The organism is Mesorhizobium sp. BR-1-1-10 (assembly GCF_020165595.1).
Lineage (GTDB): Bacteria > Pseudomonadota > Alphaproteobacteria > Rhizobiales > Rhizobiaceae > Mesorhizobium > Mesorhizobium australicum.
Window position 1 is genome coordinate 218,226 of sequence record NZ_JAIUIL010000004.1, and the last position, 13,640, is coordinate 231,865.

Here is a 13,640-nt window from a genome sequence, read left to right on the forward strand (position 1 = left end):
CTCGCGCATTTTAGCCGGAACGCATGCGCTGCTGTCCCGTTGTCACCGCCGAGGGACTGTGAAACGGAGAGAACCCATGAAATCCTTATTGTTTCCCGCAATAGCCGGGATGCTGACCGCAATGTCGGGCGCGGCGTTGGCCGATACCGCTGTCTCGGCGGTCACCGATCTCAACGTGCGCGCCGGTCCTGGCCCGCAATATCCAGTGATCGGCGTGCTCGCCGCCGGCCAGTCGGCGACGCTCAACGGCTGCATCGAAAACAGCAAATGGTGCACCATCGCCGAAGCCGGCGGCCAGGGCTGGGTCTATTCCGACTACGTCACGGCCGATTTCGGCGGCAGCCGCGTGGTGCTGACGCAGCGCCGCTCCGCCGTTGCCGTGGTCTCGCCGCCGGACGACATCGGCAACTATTCGACCGACTATACCGGTGCGATCATTTCCAGCGATCCGGTGGTTGGCGACTTTCCAGCGCCGCCGGCCGCGGTACGGACCTATGTCGACACCCATCGCCTCGACCCCGTCTATCTCGATGGCGAGGTGGTCACCGGCGCCACCCTGCCCGACACGGTCGAGCTGCGCGAAATTCCTGACTACAACTACCGCTATGTCTATGTGAACGGCCAGCGGGCGCTGATCGATCCGCAGACACGGCGCATCATGTACGTCGTGCGTTGACGCGATGCCGGCGGCCGCCGCACCGGCCCCCGGCGAAACCTGGATTGGCGACGGCGGCAGGCTGGCCCGCGCCTACGTTCCGTGGCAATCGGAGTGCGCGTATTCCTGCTGATATCGATTCCGGTTCCCGAAGCCATCAGCTGGATCAAGCAGCGATGGACTGGGATCGAGGACAAGCGTGACGATCGACGACACTGCCTTCGAGCGCTATCGCAACACGCCGAACGCCAGGACGACCTTGCCGCGCCTGTTCCTGGGAACGCTGATCGTCGTCCTGTTCTGGGGCGCCACCACCGCGGCCGTGCTGTTCGGTGGCACCCATGTTTACCTCGCCTGGCAGGGGGCGGCGGCTTCGCCATACGGCATGGAAGGCTTTCTCGCCTCGCCCATCGGCATCCTCTGCGCGCTCGCCTCTTTCGCGGGGATCTGGATCGGCCTGTGGATCGTGATGCGCTGGGTGCATGGCGAGCCGCTGTCGGCGCTGCTTGGCGGCGGCCGCCGCGTAGCGCGACCGGACTTCCTCAAGGGGCTGATCGCGGTGCTGATCACCTCGGCCTTGTCCGAAATCCTGTTCTATCTGCTGCAGCCCGGCATTGCACGCGGCACGATCAGCCTGTCGTCATGGCTGCTGTTCGCGATCCCGATCGCCGCGCTCACCTTGCTGCAGACTTCGTCGGAGGAGGTGCTGTTTCGCGGCTACCTGCTGCGTGGCCTGGCCAATCGGTTCAGAAGCCCGTGCGTCTGGGCGCTGCTGCCCGGCCTGCTGTTCACCTCGCTGCACTGGAGCGGCGGTTCGTCGGCCGCCATCAACGCCAGCGTGCTGGTGTCGATCGCTGCCTTCGCGCTGCTGCTGACGCTCGTGGTCTACGCCACCGGCAATCTCGGCGCGGCCCTTGGCGCTCATCTTGGCAACAACCTCACCGGCTTCCTGCTGATCTCGCATCAGGAGAGCTACAATTCCTTCGCCTTGTTCACCGCAAAGCCGCTCGAAGGGCCGGGCTGGATGATATCGGATGCGATCCTCATTGCGCTCATCGGTATTGCCTGCAGCCTGCTGACGATTGTCTTGCTGCTGCATCCGCGCTCGCCGCTGAAGGTCACGGCCGAGGTTCCAAACGCCGTGGGTGCTGCTTGATCGCTGCCCGGAAAACATCGCAACACCGGCCTTGCCTTGACTCTCGCGCCAAATTCCTGTCTACAGCCCACCAATTCCGCGACGAGTATCCCTCCGAGCAAGCCGACCAGGATGCCGAAACCTCTTTGAGGCCGAGTGCTGTAAACAGATCCTGGAGGCCAACACCCGGCAGCGCTGTGCGCCCCCGGGTGCTTTTTGGTTTTGGGCTTTTGCTTGGACTGGCTTTTGCTTGGAGACTGGGCGCGAACGCATTACCTCTCGGGCACCATCCGGTGCCAGGGAAAAGGAAAACGAATGTTTGAATCGCTGCAGGAGCGTCTTGGCTCCATCCTGAACGGCCTGACCGGCCGCGGCGCGCTGTCGGAGGCTGATGTCTCGGCAGCGCTGCGCGAGGTGCGCCGTGCGCTGCTCGAGGCCGACGTGGCGTTGGAAGTGGTGCGATCCTTCACCGACAAGGTGCGCGAGAAGGCCGTCGGCGCCGCGGTGCTGAAGTCGATCAAGCCGGGGCAGATGGTCGTCAAGATCGTCCATGACGAGCTGGTCGACATGCTCGGCGCCGAGGGTGTCGCCATCGACCTCAACGCACCGGCCCCGGTCGTCATCATGATGGTCGGCCTGCAGGGCTCCGGCAAGACCACCACGTCGGCCAAGATCGCCAAGCGGCTGACCGAGCGGCAGAACAAGAAGGTCCTGATGGCCTCGCTCGACACGCGGCGTCCGGCCGCGCAGGAGCAGCTGCGCCAGCTCGGCGAGCAGGTCAAGGTGGCGACGCTGCCTGTTATCGCAGGCCAGAACCCGGTCGATATCGCCAAGCGCGCCGTGCAGGCGGCCAAGCTCGGCGGCCATGACGTCGTCATCCTCGACACCGCCGGCCGCACCCATATCGACGAGCCGCTGATGGTCGAGATGGCCGACATCAAGAAGGTGTCGAGCCCGCACGAGATCCTGCTGGTCGCCGATTCGCTGACCGGCCAGGACGCCGTCAACCTGGCGAAAAGCTTCGACGAGCGCGTCGGTATCACCGGCCTGGTCCTGACCCGCATGGACGGCGACGGCCGTGGCGGTGCCGCGCTGTCGATGCGCGCCGTCACCGGCAAGCCGATCAAGCTGATCGGCGCCGGCGAAAAGATGGATGGGCTGGAGGAATTCCACCCCAAGCGGATCGCCGACCGCATCCTGGGCATGGGCGACATCGTCTCGCTCGTCGAAAAAGCCGCCGAGAACATCGATGCCGAGCAGGCGGCGGCGATGGCCAAGAAGATGCAGTCGGGCAAGTTCGACCTGAACGACCTCGCCCAGCAGCTTCAGCAGATGTCGAAGATGGGCGGCATGGGCGGCATCATGGGCATGATGCCCGGCATGGGCAAGATGAAGGACCAGATGGCCGCCGCCGGCCTCGACGACAAGATGTTCGGCCGCCAACTCGCGATCATCTCCTCGATGACCAAGGCCGAGCGCGCCAATCCCGACATTCTAAAGCACTCGCGCAAGAAGCGCATCGCCGCCGGCTCCGGCACCGATGCCGCCGAGATCAACAAGCTCCTGAAGATGCATCGCGGCATGGCCGACATGATGAAGGCGATGGGCGGCAAGGGCAAAGGCGGCGGCCTGATGCGCGGCATGATGGGTGGCCTTGCCTCCAAGATGGGCCTTGGTGGTTTGGGGGGCGGCATGATGCCCGGCGGCATGGGCGGCATGCCCGATCTGTCGAAGATGGACCCCAAGCAGCTCGAAGCCTTGCAGAAGCAGGCGCAGGCCGCCGGCCTCGGCGGCATGAAGGGCCTGCCCGGCGGTCTTCCCGGCGGCGGCTTGCCCGGCCTACCCGGCGGCATGAAGCTTCCCGGCCTTGGCGGCGGTGGTGGCCTGCCCGGTCTCGGCAAGAAAAAGTGAGGACGCTATGAACGAAGAAAAGGACATGGCCGACGCCCGCACCATCCTGGCCGGCTACCGCGCGTCGATCGACAACATCGACGCGGCCCTCATTCACATGCTGGCCGAGCGCTTCCGCTGCACCAAGGCGGTTGGCGTGCTCAAGGCCGAGCATGGCCTGCCGCCGGCCGACCCGGCGCGCGAGCAGCAGCAGATCGCCCGCCTGCGCCAGCTGGCGCATGACGCGCATCTCGACCCGGATTTCGCGGAGAAATTCCTCAACTTCGTCGTCCGCGAAGTGATCCGGCACCACGAACAGATCGCCGCTGCCAACGGCGTGACGAAAACGGGTTGAAGACACCCTGACTTATCAAACGAAATCAGAGCTTTTAGGAGAAAAGAAATGGCACTGAAGATCAGACTGGCCCGTGCGGGCTCGAAGAAGCGTCCTTACTACCACGTCGTCGTTGCCGACGCCCGTTCGCCTCGCGACGGCCGGTTCATCGAGTCGCTCGGCTCGTGGAACCCGCTGCTGCCGAAGGACGGCGAGCGCATCAAGGTCGACGCCGACCGCGTCAAGCATTGGCTGTCGCACGGCGCCCAGCCGACCGACCGCGTGCTGCGCTTCCTCGATGAGGCCGGCCTTGCCAAGCGCGAAGCCCGCTCCAACCCGAAGAAGGCCGAGCCCGGCAAGAAGGCGCAGGAACGCGCCGCCCTGCTGAAGAAGGCCCAGGAAGACGCCGCTGCCGCCGTCGCCTCGGCCGCTGCCGCACCGGCCGAAGCGGAAGCCGCTACCGCCGAGTAATCGCTTCCTATTCATTGCGGGAACAGAACGGCGGGCCTGTGCCCGCCGTTTTGCTCTTCATGTTTGGACTACGGCCGATCAATAACCGCTTGGGCAGCGATCGACATAGACCCGACCATGGCGATCGCGGTACCGGCATTGGCCGCTTTCGCTGGCATGGCCGATCAGCGCGCCGGCCACGGCGCCGACCGCACCGCCGACAACAGCGCCCTGCACCGGATCTCCGGCCACGGCCGCGCCAACCGCAGCACCGCCCAGGCCGCCCACGGCAGCCCCTTTTTCCGTTTGCGAACATGCACCCAGTGCCGTCGTCAGCACCAGAATGGTCAGTATTTTCTTCATTTGTCGTTCCTCTCACACGCGGATCGCCGTCTCGCCGCCAAGTGCTTAACTCTCAGACGGCTAATTTGATCCCGAGGAGAACGAAGATCGCGACGCTGCTCGCCCAAACAGACCGCATCGGCGGTATCGCCACCCGATGGCGTGCAGGCGAAGTGGACGCTGTTCTTGGCTCGGAACAGCTATCGGCTGAACGGGATCAGCGCACGAACCCTGGGGTCGCGCAGATAGAGGCCGCCCCATAGGATGATGCCGAGATAGACGCCGAACAGCATGTGCGAGAACAGCGGATTGCCGATGCGCGCATTGGTGGCGATGGCGCCGCCCATATAGGCGGTGAGCAGGAGGGCGCCGAGCACGGAGGTGCGCGGCAGCGCGTAGAGCGCGGTCGAGACCAGGCCGATGACGCCCAGCATGCGCGCGACGTTGGGATCGGCTGGCCACCCAAGCGGCACCATCGTCTGGGTGACCACGTCGAGCGGCGGCAGCTTGATGGCGCCGTCGAAGATCATGAACAGGACGATGAGGCCGCTGAGCGCCCGGCCGGTCCACAGGGCGCCAGCCGAGACGGGCGCGGTTTGAGAAATGCTCATTGGGTGTCCTCCTGATGGTCAGCCCCTTTTTCGGTGGGGTCGACCCAAGGACGTTCCATGAGGCGTCGATCCGACAAATGTTCGGATTTTTGACGGTGCGGCGTTACGAAAGATAGAACTTTTCGGCCGACAGCATCTTTGGTGGCGTCTCGCCCAAGGCCTCGAACACCGAGATTTCGCAGACCCGGCACAGGCCGTCGAGCGCGAGGTCGTTGGCTTCGGTGCCAAACGGATCCTCAAGCTCTTCCGAAAGCGCGTCGAGGCCGAAGAAGGTGTAGGCGATCAGCGCCGTGAACAATGGCGTTGCCCAACCGGTGGTCGAGATCAGGCCAATCGGCAGCAGCAGGCACACGATGTAGGCCGTGCGGTGCACCAGCAGCGTGTAGGCGAAGGGCAAGGGCGTGCCGGCGATCCGCTCGCAGCCGGCCTGGATGGCGGTGATTGACGCCAGCCTCTCATCCAGAATGCGGAAACCGATCGTGTCGAGGTCGCCAGCCCGGCGCTGCGCATTGGCACGGCGGCCCATGCGCCTGACCATCTCGTCCGCCGGATTGGCGAAACTAGCGGCCGTCCCGGCTTCAGCCTCGATGAAGGCATGGACCTCCTTGACGCTGTCGATCTTGCGCAACTGGCCGCGCAGAAAATGACAGAAGGCCAGCGCTTCCATCAGCAGGGCGCGCTGCTCGGCCCGATCGGGAATGAGGCTTGTCGTGGCGCGGGCCAGATTGCGGATTTCGAAGACCAGCGCGCCCCACAGTTTGCGCGCCTCCCACCAGCGATCATAGGCGGCGTTGTTGCGAAACGACAGATAGATCGACAAGGTCACGCCCACCAGTCCGAAAGGCGTGATGTTGAAGACGCCGAGATCGAGCTGGAACCGGCGCGCCACGACGAGGATGACCACCGAATAGATCGCGAAGCCGAAAATCTGCGGCAGGATGCGTGGCACCACCGAACCACGCATGATGAAGAACAGCTGCAGGAAGGTGGGGCGCGGACGAACGATCATTCGGGAGCCTTTCACGGGCGAGCGTCGGCCCTCAGCTCCTGTATTGTGCGATGCGGCGGCCATGCAAGCCCGGCCGCCAGCGACATTGCCATGTCGTCCGTGTGTCGACTACCGGTGTGTGCTGTTTGCGGATATTGAGAAGCTGCTGCCGTCCCGATGCAGGCGAGGAAAAAAATGACGGGCGAGACCGATCTGAGCACTCTGTTGGCGTCGATGATGCCGGAACTGCGCGATGGCATCTATGTCTTCGCCACGCTGGCGCCTGGCGTTCCACAGCCCGAAGGCCTCGAACCGGTCATGGCGTTTCGGGAGCGCGAAGGCACGACGCTGATCGTGACGGAGGAAGCCGCCCGGAGCACTGAGCTGACCGCCTCGTTCCGCTGCCGGATGATCACGCTGAACGTCCACTCATCGCTGGAAGCCGTCGGCTTCCTTGCCGCCATCACCGCGCGCCTAGCCGCCGCCGGCATGGGCGTCAATCCGGTCTCGGGTTTTTACCACGACCATCTGTTCGTGCCGGCTGGGCGGGCGGAGGAGGCGATGGCGATGCTGCGCGAACTGAGTGTGGATAGTGCGAGTTGAAATCGGCGCAAAGCGGCTAATCTCATGAGTCGCAGCGCCAAAATGGACAGGCCAGCGCCGCCCCTCATCCCCCTGCCGGGACCTTCTCCCCGTATAGTGACGGGGAGAAGAGGGCTAACGGCCGGAGGCCGGGCCCGCGACAGCGGGCCGCCGGTCGTCCGGCGCCCTCGCGGAGGGCCAGCCGCGGCAGCGGCGGTGCGGCCCGTGAGCGGGATTATGCCGCCTTCTTCTTCGGCTGGATAAGGCCGCGCTCGACCAGGAGCTCGGCGATCTGCACGGCGTTCAGCGCCGCGCCCTTGCGCAGATTGTCGGAGACGATCCACATCGACAGGCCGTTGTCGATGGTCGAATCCTCGCGGATGCGCGAGATGAAGGTGGCGTCCTCGCCGGCCGATTCCAGCGGCGTGATGTAGCCGCCATCCTCGCGCTTGTCCAAGACCTGGCAGCCCGGGGCGTCCCGGAGAATCTCCCGCGCCTCATCGGCGGTGATCGGCTTCTCGAACTCGATGTTGACCGCTTCCGAATGGCCGATGAACACCGGCACGCGCACGCAGGTCGCCGTCAGCTTGATCTTGGGATCGAGCATCTTCTTGGTCTCGGCGACCATCTTCCATTCTTCCTTGGTAAAACCGTCATCGAGGAAGACGTCGATATGCGGGATGACGTTGAAGGCGATGCGCTTGGTGAACTTCTTGACGTCGACGCTGTCGGCGACGAACACCGCGCGCGTCTGCGTGAACAGCTCGTCCATGCCTTCCTTGCCGGCGCCGGATACCGACTGGTAGGTGGCGACGACGACGCGCTTGATGGTGGCGAAATCATGCAGCGGCTTCAGCGCCACGACGAGCTGCGCCGTCGAGCAATTCGGGTTGGCGATGATGTTCTTGCGTGTGAACAGCGAGATCGCGTCCGGGTTAACCTCGGGCACGATCAGCGGCACGTCCTGGTCGTAACGGAAGGCCGACGAATTATCGATGACGACGCAGCCCTGCTTGCCGATCTTCGGCGACCATTCCTTGGAGACATTGCCGCCGGCCGACATGATGCAGATGTCAGTGTCGGAAAAATCATACTGGTCGAGCGGCCTGACCTTCAGCGTGCGGTCGCCGAACGACACTTCCGTGCCCATGCTGCGCCGCGAGGCGAGCGCCACGACTTCGCTCACTGGAAAGCCGCGCTCTTCCAGGATGTTGAGCATTTCCCGGCCCACATTGCCCGTGGCGCCGACTATCGCAACCTTGAAACTCATAAAAATCTCCTGTCCCTCTCCGCTTGGTTTTTGGAGAAAACCCGCCGGCCAAGTGCGGGTTCCGTCCCCCGGGCCGGACCCGGGAGAGGGTGGTTAGGCCAAGGGAATCACACCGTTTTGTTGGTGGTTTTGGTGGTTTTCTTGGCCAAGAATGGGGTTTTGCCGGGACGAGGCGACGCAGCGACGCGCCCGGCCCAATGGTTCGCATTGAGGCTGGGGGCATCGAATGCAAGAAGAGCCATCAAAAGGCCGCGCATCGAAAAACGATCCCGTTCGAAGCGGGCTTTTACGCGGTTTGCGGCAGGAGTCAATTGGCGGTACGCCGCATAGCCTTCACGGCACCCTGTACAAGAAGGGCGGCAGGAAGTACGAACGGCCAAGATTGTTTGGCTGGCGTCGCCAGCCCCCCGGCATGTGCTCCATGATGAGCGCAGAACCCTGAATTCCGAAAGAACGAGATGTCCAACTTCGATGGTATTGTTCCCGCGCTGGCACAAGCGCTGGAAAAACGCGGTTATTCCGACCTGACACCGGTGCAGAAGGCGGTGCTGGAGCTCGGCCAGGCCGACGCGCTGGTGTCGGCGCAGACCGGCTCGGGCAAGACCGTCGCCTTCGGCCTTGCCATGGCGCCGACGCTGCTCGACGGCGCGGAACGTTTCGGCCCGGCAGCGGCGCCGCTGGCATTGGCGGTGGCGCCGACACGCGAACTGGCGCTGCAGGTGACGCGCGAGCTCGAATGGCTCTATGAGCCAACCGGCGCCACGGTGGCGTCCTGCGTCGGCGGCATGGATATGCGCACCGAACGGCGCGCGCTGGAGCGCGGCGCCCATATCGTCGTCGGCACGCCCGGCCGGCTGCGCGACCACATCACGCGGCATTCGCTCGACATGTCGACGCTCAAGGCCGTGGTTCTCGACGAGGCCGACGAGATGCTCGATCTGGGCTTTCGCGAGGACCTCGAATTCATCCTCGATGCCGCACCGGCCGAGCGCCGGACGCTGATGTTCTCGGCCACCGTGCCGCGCTCCATCGCCACGCTCGCCCAGGGGTATCAGCGCGATGCCGTGCGCATCTCGGCCGCCGGCGAGGAAAAGCAGCATCTCGACATCGAGTATCGGGCGCTGAATGTCGCCCAGGCCGACCGCGAGAACGCCATCATCAACGTGCTGCGCTTCTATGAGGCCAAGAACGCGCTGGTGTTCTGCAACACGCGCGCCGCCGTCAATCATCTGACGGCACGCTTCAACAACCGCAATTTTTCCGTCGTCGCGCTTTCGGGTGAGCTCAGCCAGAACGAACGCAGCCACGCGCTGCAGGCGATGCGCGACGGCCGTGCGAAAGTCTGCATCGCCACCGACGTCGCGGCGCGCGGCATCGACCTGCCCAATCTCGAGCTGGTGATCCATGCCGACCTGCCGACCAATCCCGAAACGCTGCTGCACCGCAGCGGCCGCACGGGACGTGCCGGGCGCAAGGGCGTCAGCGCGCTGATCGTGCCCAACAGCGCCCGCAGGCGCACCGAGCGGCTGCTGCAAAGCGCCAAGCTGACGGCGACCTGGGCGAGCCCGCCCTCGGCCGACGACGTGATGCGGCGCGACGACGAGCGCATTCTTGCCGACCCGGCTTTCGACGAACCGGTCAAGGATGACGAGCGTGCATTCATCGACGCGCTTCTTAGCCGGCACGGCGCCGAACAGGTGGCGGCCGCTTTCGTGCGCCAGTGCCGCGCCAGCCGCTCGGCGCCCGAGGATCTCATGGACGTCGCGCCTTTCACGCCATCGCGTGAAAGAGCGGCGGGCGAAAAATTCAGCCCTCGCGACGAGGCGCCGAGCCGCCGCGACGATTTCGGCGCCAGCGTCTGGTTCTCGCTGTCGGTGGGGCGCCGCCAGAATGCCGAGCCGCGCTGGCTGATCCCGATGCTGTGCCGTGCCGGCAGCATTTCCAAGCGCGAGATCGGCGCCATCAAGATGCAGCCGGAAGAGACGTTCGTGCAGATCGCGGCCGACTGGGCGGAGCGTTTTCTCGCCGCGATCGGACCCGACCGCAAATTGCAGGGGAACATCGTGGTCAAACGGCTGGACGGCACGCCGGACCTGTCGCGGGCCGGCTATCAGCCGCCGAGCCCGGACAAGAAGCCGCATCGCGGCAAGGCGCCGTTCGACCCGAACGCGCCGAAGCGCAAGTTCGAGAAGCGCGCACCGGCTTCAGTCGACCAGCGTCCGGCCACCACGCATGAGGCAAAGCCGTGGGCGAAGAAGCCGGGCAAGCCGAAATTCGACAACGCCGGTCCGCCAAAAAACAAGAAGACGAAGAAGCGGCCTTCGTAGGAATCCAGACTGGCCGCGCTCTGCTTCAGGCCGGCCCTGATGGCCGCCCAGCTTGCCGACGCCAGTGTCGGCCGGAGCTGTCCGGCGATGTGCCCGGCCAGGGACGCGCGGCAGGCATCGGAACGCTTGGCTGTCATAGCTATGGGCGGCTTGCCCATGGGCTTGGGCCTGTGCCACATCTTTGGCAGGGAGCAGGCTATAAGGGGGCGGGCGGATGCGCGGCGAAGTGCTTCACTATGACCAGGACCAGGGCTTCGGCTTCATCACCGGAGCCGACGGCAGCAGCTACACTTTCACCCGCGAGAACCTGCGTCGGCAAACCGCCATGCCCAACGGGACGGCGGTCGAGTTCCAGCCGGGCGGCGGCCAGGCGCGCGACGTCTTTTCGATCGCTGGCCAAACCACCGCAGGCCCGGCCGTGAACTCGACGGTTGGCGCAGGCATAGATGCGGCACCGGCCCAAGCCGGCACCGCATCCACAGCCCGCGCACCGCAGGCGCAGCATTTCGGCCGATCCAGCGAGAGCGCAACCGCCGAACCCAGTGATCTCTGGGGCTATTTCTGGCGTGGACTGACGCAGAACTACTTCAACTTCGCCGGCCGCGCCCGCCGCAAGGAATATTGGGGCTATTGCCTGTTTTGGGTGGTCTGCCTGCTGATCGTCGGCGGCATCGGCATCTTCACCGATATCGAAATGGGCAATTTCGACACAGATGTCTCGGCGGCGGTGACGGTCGGCCTCTGCGGCACCTTCCTCTTGGCGACGCTCCTGCCCGGCCTCGGCATGACCGTGCGCCGGCTGCACGATATCGGCCTGTCGGGCTGGCTCTATCTGGTGATCCTGATCCCCAGCATCGGCAGCCTGATCATCCTGGTCTTCGCGCTGATCCCGACCCAGGCGCGTGAAAACCAGTGGGGACCAGTGCCTGCTGGAGTCAGGGTTTAGCGGTCAGTTCCCGAGAAAGGTCACTCCAAAAACGACGGTTCAGCCGATCTTCGTCACAGACGAAGATTCCGCTTGCTATTTAATCCGCGCACAGATAGTCTGTGTGCAGATTAAATAGGTGAATGGAGCAAGACGATGTGGACCAATGAATACACCGCGACTTCCCCCCTTCCTGCGCAAGCCATCTGGAACGCGCTCAAGGCCTTGCATGAAGGCCGCCTGACTTATGAAGGCTCCGATACCTTCGTGCTGCATGGGCCATTCGCCAAGGGCACCCGCGTCTCGGTGACGCCGGTCGGTCAGGACACGTTCGAATCGACCATCGTCGATCTCGTCGAAAACGTGACCTATGCCGATGAAACTTCGTTCGGCGACACCAAGCTGCTGTTCCGGCACACTCTGGTGCCTGTCGAAGGCGGCACGCAGGTGACGCACCGGCTCGATATCTCAGGTCCTTCGGCCGCCGAGGTCGGCCCGGAACTCGGGCCCCAGATCAGTGGCGATTTCGACGTGTCGATGGCCAAGTTGTTCGAGCAGGCGGAGGCGTTGGCGAACCATGGCTGAACTCGACACGCGCTTCAAGGGCGGGCCGTCGGAGAGCCCCGGCTTACTGCTCTGGCGAACCACCATGCGCTGGCAGCGCGTCATGACAGCGGCGCTGGCGCCGCTCGACCTGACGCATGTCCAGTTCGTGCTGCTCGCCTCGGCGATGTGGCTTGGCCGCAATGGCGAACCGCCCAACCAGGTGCAGCTCGCCGCCCAGGCCGGCACGGAGGTGAAGATGACCTCTGACGTCGTCGCCCGGCTGGAGGCCAAGGGTTTGATCGCACGCGAAGCCGATTCCCGGGACTCCCGGGCCAAGGTGATCCGCGTCACCGCCGCCGGGGCGGCGGCCGCCCAGCAAGCGATCGTCGCCGTCGAGGCCGCCGACTCAGCGTTTTTCGAGCCGGTGGACGAGGCGCGGCTCGTCGGTCTGCTGCGGCAGCTTGCCGGCGAGATCCGCTGATTATCCCAGGAACTTGGCGATGATCGCGTCGCCCATTTCGACCGTGCCGACCTCGGTCATGCCGGGTGAGAAAATATCCTTGGTGCGCAGGCCCTGGTCGAGCACGGCGGCGATAGCGCCTTCAAGCTTGTCGGCTTCGTCGACCATGCCGAAGGAATAGCGCAGGCACATGGCGAAGGAGGCGATCATGGCGATCGGGTTGGCGATGCCCTTGCCGGCAATGTCGGGTGCCGAACCGTGCACCGGCTCGTACAGCGCCTTGCGCTTCTTGGTCTTGGCGTCAGGCGCGCCGAGCGAGGCCGACGGCAGCATGCCGATCGAGCCGGTCAGCATGGCGGCGATGTCGGACAGCATGTCGCCGAACAGATTGTCGGTGACGATGACGTCGAACTGCTTTGGCCAGCGCACCAGCTGCATGCCGCCGGCATCGGCCAGCATGTGGTCGAGCTTGACGTCGGAATAGCGTGCCTTGTGGGTCTGGGTGACGACCTCGTTCCACAGCACGCCCGACTTCATGACGTTGCGCTTTTCCATCGAGGTGACATGGTTCTTGCGGGTCCGCGCGAGCTCGAAAGCGACGCCCGAAATGCGCTCGATCTCGAACGTGTCGTAGACCTGGGTGTCGATGCCGCGCTTCTGGCCGTTGCCGAGATCGATGATCTGCTTGGGCTCGCCGAAATAGACGCCGCCGGTCAGCTCACGCACGATGAGGATGTCGAGGCCTTCGACGACTTCCTGCTTCAGCGAGGACGATGCGGCCAGCGCCGGATAGCAGATGGCGGGCCTGAGATTGGCGAACAGCTCCATGTCCTTGCGCAGGCGCAGCAGGCCGGCTTCGGGGCGCACCTCGTAAGGCACGGCATCCCATTTCGGTCCGCCGACGGCGCCGAACAGCACCGCGTCCGCAGCCATCGCCTTTTCCATGTCGGCATCGGAAATCGCCGCACCGTGCGCATCGAAGGCGCAGCCGCCAACCAGGCCCTCGTCGGTGACGAAGCCACTGCCGAGCTTTGCGTTCATGGCCGAGATCAGCTTCTTGACCTCGGCCATCGCCTCGGGGCCGATGCCGTCGCCGGGGAGCAGGAAAAGATGCTTCGTTGCCAT

Annotated in this window: 15 protein-coding genes; 10 read left to right on the forward strand and 5 right to left on the reverse strand. The window is 64.7% G+C overall.

Translation table 11 applies throughout. From position 1 onward, the window contains the following. Positions 1 to 76: 76 nt before the first annotated feature. The 5 genes from LB555_RS09855 to rpsP all read left to right on the forward strand — a co-directional run bounded on the left by LB555_RS09855 (position 77) and on the right by rpsP (position 4,485). Positions 77 to 676, forward strand: a complete 600-nt coding sequence (locus LB555_RS09855) for a DUF1236 domain-containing protein (RefSeq protein ID WP_015314956.1) — start codon at positions 77 to 79, stop codon at positions 674 to 676. 178 nt (positions 677 to 854) lie between these two features. Further along, positions 855 to 1,811, forward strand: a complete 957-nt coding sequence (locus tag LB555_RS09860; RefSeq protein ID WP_224682792.1) for a CPBP family intramembrane glutamic endopeptidase — start codon at positions 855 to 857, stop codon at positions 1,809 to 1,811. 294 nt (positions 1,812 to 2,105) lie between these two features. Next, positions 2,106 to 3,701: a signal recognition particle protein gene (ffh, locus tag LB555_RS09865; RefSeq protein ID WP_224682793.1), complete on the forward strand. Its 1,596-nt coding sequence runs from the start codon at positions 2,106 to 2,108 to the stop codon at positions 3,699 to 3,701. Between the two features lie 7 nt (positions 3,702 to 3,708). Next, complete coding sequence (locus tag LB555_RS09870) at positions 3,709 to 4,035, forward strand: chorismate mutase (protein ID WP_015314959.1); 327 nt, start codon at positions 3,709 to 3,711, stop codon at positions 4,033 to 4,035. Between the two features lie 48 nt (positions 4,036 to 4,083). Further along, positions 4,084 to 4,485, forward strand: a complete 402-nt coding sequence (gene rpsP / locus LB555_RS09875) for a 30S ribosomal protein S16 (RefSeq protein WP_023774471.1) — start codon at positions 4,084 to 4,086, stop codon at positions 4,483 to 4,485. Positions 4,486 to 4,563: 78 nt separating this feature from the next. Here the strand turns inward: rpsP and LB555_RS09880 are convergent, their stop codons facing one another. The 3 genes from LB555_RS09880 to LB555_RS09890 all read right to left on the reverse strand — a co-directional run bounded on the left by LB555_RS09880 (position 4,564) and on the right by LB555_RS09890 (position 6,426). Further along, on the reverse strand, positions 4,564 to 4,827 hold the full coding sequence (locus LB555_RS09880) for a YMGG-like glycine zipper-containing protein (protein ID WP_015314961.1): 264 nt from the start codon (positions 4,825 to 4,827) through the stop codon (positions 4,564 to 4,566). 179 nt (positions 4,828 to 5,006) lie between these two features. Continuing rightward, positions 5,007 to 5,417 carry a DoxX family protein gene (locus LB555_RS09885; protein ID WP_140618262.1) on the reverse strand — a complete coding sequence of 137 codons (411 nt, stop codon included), beginning with the start codon at positions 5,415 to 5,417 and terminating at the stop codon, positions 5,007 to 5,009. Between the two features lie 103 nt (positions 5,418 to 5,520). After that, positions 5,521 to 6,426: a bestrophin family protein gene (locus LB555_RS09890; protein ID WP_140712213.1), complete on the reverse strand. Its 906-nt coding sequence runs from the start codon at positions 6,424 to 6,426 to the stop codon at positions 5,521 to 5,523. A 174-nt stretch (positions 6,427 to 6,600) separates the two neighbouring features. On the opposite strand from LB555_RS09890, the gene LB555_RS09895 reads away from it, so the two are divergent. Further along, positions 6,601 to 7,008, forward strand: coding sequence for an ACT domain-containing protein (locus LB555_RS09895; RefSeq protein WP_140712215.1), 408 nt, complete (start codon positions 6,601 to 6,603; stop codon positions 7,006 to 7,008). A gap of 214 nt (positions 7,009 to 7,222) precedes the next feature. On the opposite strand, the gene LB555_RS09900 is transcribed toward LB555_RS09895, so the two are convergent. Beyond that, entirely contained in the window at positions 7,223 to 8,257 is a 1,035-nt protein-coding gene (locus tag LB555_RS09900) for an aspartate-semialdehyde dehydrogenase (protein WP_015314966.1), read from the reverse strand. A 458-nt stretch (positions 8,258 to 8,715) separates the two neighbouring features. Between LB555_RS09900 and LB555_RS09905 the strand changes: the two genes are divergently transcribed. From LB555_RS09905 to LB555_RS09920, 4 genes are all read left to right on the forward strand, one after another. Further along, on the forward strand, positions 8,716 to 10,584 hold the full coding sequence (locus LB555_RS09905; protein WP_141906792.1) for a DEAD/DEAH box helicase: 1,869 nt from the start codon (positions 8,716 to 8,718) through the stop codon (positions 10,582 to 10,584). Positions 10,585 to 10,798: 214 nt separating this feature from the next. Next, the gene (locus LB555_RS09910; protein ID WP_224682794.1) at positions 10,799 to 11,530 is read left to right on the forward strand and encodes a DUF805 domain-containing protein; all 732 of its coding nucleotides are present in this window, start codon (positions 10,799 to 10,801) and stop codon (positions 11,528 to 11,530) included. Positions 11,531 to 11,665: 135 nt separating this feature from the next. Continuing rightward, positions 11,666 to 12,094: a polyketide cyclase gene (locus LB555_RS09915; RefSeq protein ID WP_015314969.1), complete on the forward strand. Its 429-nt coding sequence runs from the start codon at positions 11,666 to 11,668 to the stop codon at positions 12,092 to 12,094. Next, positions 12,087 to 12,536 (forward strand): MarR family winged helix-turn-helix transcriptional regulator, encoded by a 450-nt coding sequence (locus LB555_RS09920; protein WP_015314970.1) that lies wholly within the window; start codon positions 12,087 to 12,089, stop codon positions 12,534 to 12,536. Before LB555_RS09915 ends, LB555_RS09920 begins: the two co-directional genes overlap by 8 nt. On the opposite strand, the gene leuB is transcribed toward LB555_RS09920, so the two are convergent. Further along, positions 12,537 to 13,640 carry a 3-isopropylmalate dehydrogenase gene (gene leuB / locus LB555_RS09925; protein ID WP_015314971.1) on the reverse strand — a complete coding sequence of 368 codons (1,104 nt, stop codon included), beginning with the start codon at positions 13,638 to 13,640 and terminating at the stop codon, positions 12,537 to 12,539. It lies immediately after the preceding gene.

Bases quoted from the DNA above. Each gene is read 5' to 3' on its own strand.
- LB555_RS09855 (WP_015314956.1), top strand. From the start codon at position 77: ATGAAATCCTTATTGTTTCCCGCAATAGCCGGGATGCTGACCGCAATG.
- ffh (WP_224682793.1), top strand. From the start codon at position 2,106: ATGTTTGAATCGCTGCAGGAGCGTCTTGGCTCCATCCTGAACGGCCTG.
- LB555_RS09870 (WP_015314959.1), top strand. From the start codon at position 3,709: ATGAACGAAGAAAAGGACATGGCCGACGCCCGCACCATCCTGGCCGGC.
- rpsP (WP_023774471.1), top strand. From the start codon at position 4,084: ATGGCACTGAAGATCAGACTGGCCCGTGCGGGCTCGAAGAAGCGTCCT.
- LB555_RS09880 (WP_015314961.1), bottom strand. From the start codon at position 4,827: ATGAAGAAAATACTGACCATTCTGGTGCTGACGACGGCACTGGGTGCA.
- LB555_RS09885 (WP_140618262.1), bottom strand. From the start codon at position 5,417: ATGAGCATTTCTCAAACCGCGCCCGTCTCGGCTGGCGCCCTGTGGACC.
- LB555_RS09890 (WP_140712213.1), bottom strand. From the start codon at position 6,426: ATGATCGTTCGTCCGCGCCCCACCTTCCTGCAGCTGTTCTTCATCATG.
- LB555_RS09895 (WP_140712215.1), top strand. From the start codon at position 6,601: ATGACGGGCGAGACCGATCTGAGCACTCTGTTGGCGTCGATGATGCCG.
- LB555_RS09900 (WP_015314966.1), bottom strand. From the start codon at position 8,257: ATGAGTTTCAAGGTTGCGATAGTCGGCGCCACGGGCAATGTGGGCCGG.
- LB555_RS09905 (WP_141906792.1), top strand. From the start codon at position 8,716: ATGTCCAACTTCGATGGTATTGTTCCCGCGCTGGCACAAGCGCTGGAA.
- LB555_RS09910 (WP_224682794.1), top strand. From the start codon at position 10,799: ATGCGCGGCGAAGTGCTTCACTATGACCAGGACCAGGGCTTCGGCTTC.
- LB555_RS09915 (WP_015314969.1), top strand. From the start codon at position 11,666: ATGTGGACCAATGAATACACCGCGACTTCCCCCCTTCCTGCGCAAGCC.
- LB555_RS09920 (WP_015314970.1), top strand. From the start codon at position 12,087: ATGGCTGAACTCGACACGCGCTTCAAGGGCGGGCCGTCGGAGAGCCCC.
- leuB (WP_015314971.1), bottom strand. From the start codon at position 13,640: ATGGCAACGAAGCATCTTTTCCTGCTCCCCGGCGACGGCATCGGCCCC.